Origin of the sequence: Stenotrophomonas sp. 2YAF22, assembly GCF_052114665.1 — a bacterium.
In the GTDB taxonomy this organism is placed as follows: domain Bacteria; phylum Pseudomonadota; class Gammaproteobacteria; order Xanthomonadales; family Xanthomonadaceae; genus Stenotrophomonas; species Stenotrophomonas indicatrix.
Genome location: NZ_JBFRFE010000311.1, coordinates 1 through 4932, shown reverse-complemented (window position 1 = coordinate 4932; position 4932 = coordinate 1). Strand labels below are relative to the sequence as shown.

Sequence of the window (4932 nt, the reverse complement as noted above, 5' to 3'; positions counted from 1 at the left end):
CTACCTTCACGGTGCAGGCAGGTTGAACAGCCGCCGTGCGTTGTCCGTGGTGGCCCGCGCCACGTCTTCAATGTCCATTCCGCGCAGCGCGGCGATGTGGCGGGCGATAACCGCCAGCCGCGCCGGCTCGTTGCGCTGGCCACGGATACCCGCGTCGGGCTGGTCCGGCGCATCGGTTTCCAGCAGCAACTGTTCCAGCGGCATCTCGCGGACAAGCCGCTGCAGGCGCTGCGCACGCTCGTAGGTCAACGGTCCGCCCAGGCCAAGCAGGAATCCCAGCTTGTGCAATTGTGCGGCCTGTTCCGGGCTGCCGGAAAAGCTGTGCACCACGCCGCGCAGGCCACCGATGCGACGGATCGCCGCGATCACCGCATCCACTGCACGGCGGGCATGCACGATCACCGGCAGATCGAACTCGCGGGCCAGCTTCAGCTGGCCGAGGAAGTACTCCTGCTGGGCCTCGGCATCCAGGCTCTCGACGAAGAAGTCCAGCCCGCATTCGCCGATCGCGCAGGGCCGCTCCTGTTCGATCCATTCACGCAGCTGCGGCAGGTGTTCTGGCCGGTGCTGGTCCAAGAACATCGGGTGCAGGCCATAGGCGGGGTAGAGCCCGGTCGCCTGCTGGCAGACCTCACGCAGCTTTGGCCAGCTGGCCGCAGTGACCGCCGGAACCACCTGCATCTGCACGCCGGCAGCGCGCGCGCGGTCGATGACCGCCTCGCGGTCAACGTCGAATTCGCTGGCATCCAGATGGCAGTGGCTGTCGACCAGCAGGTTCAACGCTGCTCCAGGGGCGGTGGCGTGGTCGCGCTGCGGTTCTTCCAGTTGGCCAGCAGCAGGGTGCCCAAGCCCAGCATCAGTTCGTCGACGAACGGAATCGGGTCGGGGATGAACAGGGTCAGCGCGAACAGGCCGGCGGTCAGCTTGAACAGGGTGGGGTAGCGCAGCCGGCGCGCCCATTGCAGGACCGGCAGCAGCATCGGGTTGGCCATGGCGGAGGTCCTCCTGGGGAATGTGCAAACGCTACCACGGGCCCAGCATTTCCAGATGCTGAATGGGTTACGGCAGTGAGCAGGAAATGTGGAGATTCCGTTCAGGCACCGCATGCTGCAATCTGGCCTGAGAACGTTGCGGACGGTCCGCAAGGAGCAGGTCATGAAAAGCACAACTACAACTGTCCTGGTCGCAGCGGGCGCGCTGCTGGTCGGTGGTATCGCCACCGCCGCCTTCATGAAGAGCGGCGACAAGTCGCCGGAGCAGCTGAGCGCCGGAAACCCGAGTGAATCGCGCCTGGTCGATGGCAATGCCACCGACGATGGCGCACGTGGCGACGCAGTGGACGCCAGTGCGCCGCGTGGCCTGGAATACGCCGATGTGCTGAAGGTCGATCCGATCACCGAGAAGCAGAAGGCCTATGCCACCGTGATCGGCACCGATCCGGTACGCGAGACGTCCACCACCCAGACCCCGCATGAGGTCTGCCAGGACGTGGTGGTGCAGGAACGCCTGCCCGAGCGTGACGGCAACGTCGGTGGCACCGTGGTCGGTGCCGTGGTCGGTGGCCTGCTGGGCAACCAGGTGGGCGGCGGCAATGGCAAGAAGGCCGCGACCGCTGCCGGTGCCGTGGCCGGTGGCTTCATCGGCAACCAGGTCGACAAGCGCCATGTGGGTGGCCGCGTGGTCAACCGCACCGAGCGCCAGTGCCACACCGAAACGGCGACCTCCGAGTCGAGCCGTGTCACCGGCTACAACGTGACCTACCGCAATGAAGACGGCACCACCGGCACCATGCGCATGGGCAGCAAGCCGGGCAACCGCATTGCCATGGGCACCAGTGACGTGGTCAAGGGCTACAACGTGACCTACCGCTACGACGGCGCAGAGAAGACCGTGCGTATGGACAACAAGCCGGCCAGCGATCGCCTGCCGGTGGTGGATGGGCAGCTGGTCACCCAGACGGCTGCAGCCGGCGACGCGACCGCGAACCGTCAGTAATTCTCCGGCAACATCGGTAACGAACAGGCCAGCCTCTGCTGGCCTGTTTTTTTATGGGTGGGGTTCATCCACGCGTGGCGTGGCTCTACCATGACGCCATGAGCATCTTTGACCTGCGCATCGAAACCGAACGCCTGATCCTGCGTCCGCCGCAGCGGCAGGACTACGCTCCCTATCTGGCGTTCTGCGCCGATGAGGAAGTGATGCGCACGCTGGGCGGTGTGCAGGCACCCTCGGTGGCATGGCGCAGCTTCTGCAGCCTGGCCGGCGCATGGCAGCTGTTCGGCTTCTCGATGTTCAGCGTGATCGAGAAATCCAGCGGTGAATGGATCGGTCGCATGGGGCCGTGGCAGCCGCAGGACTGGCCCGGCACCGAGGTCGGCTGGAGCATCCGCCGGGCCAGCTGGGGCAAGGGCTACGCACCGGAGGCGGCGATCGCAGCCATCGACTGGGCGTTCGATACGCTGGGCTGGGATGAGGTGATCCACACCATCGCCGAAGACAACGAAAATTCGAAGGTGGTTGCACGCAAGCTCGGCAGTACGCTGCTGCGCATGGGGCAGTTGCCACCGCCCTATGAAGGCAAGCCGCTGGAAATCTGGGGGCAATCGCGCGGGCAGTGGCAGCAGCGCGCAAGCTGAGCGCTGCCCGGTAGTGTCGGCCGCTGGCCGACAATCGCACAAATCCAGCTGCATCAAGGTTGCCGGCCAGCGGCCGGCACTACCGAATCGCCATGCTGCACCCGCGCTTGGCAATCGCCAAGCTGCTTGCCAGACTGCGGACAGCCGGCTGCAGGCCGGGACCTCCCTGGAGCAGGCAATGGTGGAAGAACGCATTGCGTTGACGGTGCATGGCATGTCGGTCTCGGGCAATTGCCACAAGGTGCGCCTGCTGCTGGAACAGCTTGGCAGCCGCTACCGCTGGGTGGAGGTGGACAGCGCCCACGGCCAGACCCATACAGCGGAATTTCTCGCCCTCAACCCCAATGCCAAGGTGCCGTTGATCGTGCGCGACGACGGCCGCGTGCTGACCGAGTCCAATGCGATCCTGTTCTGGCTGGCCGAGGGGACGCCGTATCTTCCCGCCGACGGTTGGCAGCGTGCGCAGGCATTGAGCTGGATGTTCTTCGAGCAGTACACGCATGAACCCTGCGTGGCGGTGGCACGCTTCATCCGCGGTTGGACACCGGCCGACTCGCCACGCCGTGCTGAACTGCCGCGCCTGCATGAGCGCGCTGCCAGCGCGCTGGCGGTGATGGAGCAACATCTGCGCCAGGCGCAGTGGTTCACCGGCGATGACTACGGTATCGCCGATATCGCCTTGTTTGCCTATTCCGATGTCGCCGCCGACGGTGGCATCGCACTGGATCCATTCCCGCAGGTGCGGGCCTGGTTGCAGCGGGTGCGAGCGCAGCCTCGCTTCGTGCCCATGCCTGCGGTGACCGCCGAGGTGCGCGCGCGGTTCAACGCACCGGATTGATTCCCCTGCAGCGTCGGGCGTGCTCGACCAGCGGAAGCGTCGGGCAGCCTTGGCGTTACGGTCTGCAACAACGACACGGAGGGTGTTCGATGTTCGCTGTGGTTCCTGATCCCATTCCCGCACGCATGCGCGGTCTCAATCGCGCCGAGGTCTGTGACGTCAATTTCCTCGAGGCCGTACGCGCCTGGAGCGGCATCCCGCGGCCGCGTCCGGCGCCGGATGCGCCGATCCTGCCGGGCAGCACCCTCACCGCCGCCGCCTTCGGCGAGCTGTTCGAATCGCAGCTGCTCAGTCGCCAGCTGGACCTGATGGCGCGCGTGCTGCGCGTGCAGAACAAGGTCTTCTACACCATCGGCTCGTCCGGTCATGAAGGCAATGCGCTGCTTGCGCGCGCCTGCCGCCACACCGACCCCGCCTTCCTGCACTACCGTTCCGGCGCGTTCATGGCCGAGCGTGCGCGGCTGGTGCCCGGCATGGATCCGGTGCGCGACGCCGCGCTGTCCTTCGCCGCCAGTGCCGATGATCCGGCCAGCGGCGGCCGTCACAAAGTGTGGGGCAGCAAGCCGCTGTGGGTGCTGCCGCAGACCTCGACCATCGCCTCGCACCTGCCCAAGGCGGTGGGTACCGCGCTGGCGATCGAGAGTGGCAGGCGCCTGAGCCAGCCGCTGCCGATTCCCGCCGACAGCATCGTGATGTGCTCCTTCGGCGACGCTTCGGCCAACCATGCCACCGCGCAGACTGCGTTCAATACCGCGATGTGGTCGGCCTATCAGAAGCTGCCGGTGCCGATCCTGTTCGTCTGCGAGGACAATGGCCTGGGTATTTCGGTGAAGACCCCTGAAGGATGGATCGCAGAGCGCTTCAGCCGGCAACCGGGCCTGGACTATTTCTTTGCCGATGGCCTGGACCTGGCGGCCGGACACGCACAGGTGCAGGCGGCGGTCGAACATTGCCGGCGCATGCGGCGGCCCACCTTCCTGCACCTGCGCACCACGCGGTTGATGGGCCACGCCGGTACCGACTTCGAAGTGGAATGGCGGGCGTTGGCCGAACTGTGTGCGGCCGAGGCGCAGGACCCGCTGCTGCGCTCGGCGCAGATTGCGCTGGAATCGGGCTGGATGGATGCGGCGGGCGTCGAGGCTGCCTATGAAACCCTGCGCGCGCGCTGCATGGCCGCTGCCATCGATGCCGACACGCGGCCGAAGCTGCAGACATTGCAGGAGGTGATCACGCCGTTGGCACCCTATACGCCCGCAGCGGTGCAGGCTGAGGCCGAGCGCGTGGCGCCCATCGAGGCCCGGCAGGCGCTGTATGGCGGCGCCGATTCGCTGCCCGAAGGGCAACCGCCGCGGCATCTGGCGATACAGATCAACCACGGGCTGCAGGAGCTGCTGGGCAAGTACCCGCAGGCGTTGTTGTTTGGCGAGGACGTGGCGCAGAAAGGCGGCGTTTACACGG

General features: G+C 66.4%; 6 protein-coding genes. 4 read left to right on the top strand and 2 right to left on the bottom strand.

What is annotated here, in order from left to right:
- Positions 1-6: 6 nt before the first annotated feature.
- Together AB4Y84_RS13125 and AB4Y84_RS13120 are read right to left on the bottom strand one after the other, a co-directional pair.
- Positions 7-780: a TatD family hydrolase gene (locus tag AB4Y84_RS13125; RefSeq protein ID WP_442244311.1), complete on the bottom strand. Its 774-nt coding sequence runs from the start codon at positions 778-780 to the stop codon at positions 7-9.
- A complete protein-coding gene (locus AB4Y84_RS13120) occupies positions 777-992 on the bottom strand; it encodes a DUF6116 family protein (protein WP_080148438.1) in 216 nt (71 codons plus the stop codon). Before AB4Y84_RS13120 ends, AB4Y84_RS13125 begins: the two co-directional genes overlap by 4 nt.
- A gap of 163 nt (positions 993-1155) precedes the next feature.
- Here AB4Y84_RS13120 and AB4Y84_RS13115 point away from each other — a divergent pair, with 163 nt between their 5' ends.
- From AB4Y84_RS13115 to AB4Y84_RS13100, 4 genes are all read left to right on the top strand, one after another.
- Positions 1156-1995: a glycine zipper 2TM domain-containing protein gene (locus AB4Y84_RS13115; RefSeq protein ID WP_025876774.1), complete on the top strand. Its 840-nt coding sequence runs from the start codon at positions 1156-1158 to the stop codon at positions 1993-1995.
- Between the two features lie 98 nt (positions 1996-2093).
- Positions 2094-2636: a GNAT family N-acetyltransferase gene (locus AB4Y84_RS13110; protein WP_363732680.1), complete on the top strand. Its 543-nt coding sequence runs from the start codon at positions 2094-2096 to the stop codon at positions 2634-2636.
- A gap of 178 nt (positions 2637-2814) precedes the next feature.
- Entirely contained in the window at positions 2815-3474 is a 660-nt protein-coding gene (locus tag AB4Y84_RS13105) for a glutathione S-transferase family protein (RefSeq protein ID WP_025876778.1), read from the top strand.
- An 89-nt stretch (positions 3475-3563) separates the two neighbouring features.
- A partial coding sequence (locus tag AB4Y84_RS13100) for a thiamine pyrophosphate-dependent enzyme (RefSeq protein WP_442250250.1) occupies positions 3564-4932 on the top strand: 1369 nt, incomplete at its 3' end.